Here is a 785-nt window from a genome sequence, read left to right on the forward strand (position 1 = left end):
GCAAGAGGCTTTCCCGGTAAGGCCACTGCCGAGCATGGCTCGGCACTACAACCGGTGAGGCCTCTTGCCGAGCATGGCTCGGCACTACAACCGGTGAGGCCTCTTGCCGAGCATGGCTCGGCACTACAACCGGTAAGGCCTCTGCCGAGCATGGCTCGGCACTACAACCAGCCGGCCCTACGGGTTTGGCTGGCGCAGGCACAGGGCCAAGCCGATCGCCTGCACCAACCCATAGCTGATCAAGGCTGCCGCCAGGGCCAGGGTCAACGGACTGGCATTGCCCATGCCCGGTCCCATGCCTTGGCTGAAAGCGCCGCCATACCAGCGCCACGCCAAACGTCCGATCAGCAGCAGCGCCAGCGCACCGCCAATCCATGGATTGGGCGTATATCCCGGCCGACCATCACGCGGGCTGATCACGGTATGCCTGAGCGCGAATATTCCAAGGCCAATACCGGCAACCGCACCTGCCGCGATACCGAGCGCCACATGCGGGATATACAGCGCGGCGAACACCAGCATCACGCTCACCAGCGACAGGATGCCGATGCGGACGCCATTACGCACAGGACGCCATGGCTGCCAGCCGAAGTGGCGGCGGATACGCCGGTAATACAACCAACCGAAGCCGGCCGTCATCAACCACGGCATATAGACAGGCAGTGCTGCAGGCATCAATCATTCCCCAGGCTGTAGAAACCGACAATGCATCCAACGTCTGTAGTGCCGGGGCCGAGCTCGCAGGGGCGGTGCAGGATAAAGCCCCCTGCGGGGCATGCGGTGCG

At 63.7% G+C, this 785-nt stretch carries 1 protein-coding gene; it reads right to left on the bottom strand.

The window, feature by feature from the left end; genetic code table 11:
* Positions 1-177: 177 nt before the first annotated feature.
* The gene (locus ABE493_RS19380) at positions 178-675 is read right to left on the bottom strand and encodes a hypothetical protein (protein ID WP_346501034.1); all 498 of its coding nucleotides are present in this window, start codon (positions 673-675) and stop codon (positions 178-180) included.
* Positions 676-785: the final 110 nt, after the last annotated feature.

It is taken from the genome of Stenotrophomonas terrae (genome assembly GCF_039674165.1).
Classification (GTDB): Bacteria; Pseudomonadota; Gammaproteobacteria; order Xanthomonadales; family Xanthomonadaceae; genus Stenotrophomonas; species Stenotrophomonas terrae_A.

Coding starts and splice junctions, on each gene's coding strand:
- ABE493_RS19380 (WP_346501034.1), bottom strand. CDS start 675: ATGCCTGCAGCACTGCCTGTCTATATGCCGTGGTTGATGACGGCCGGC.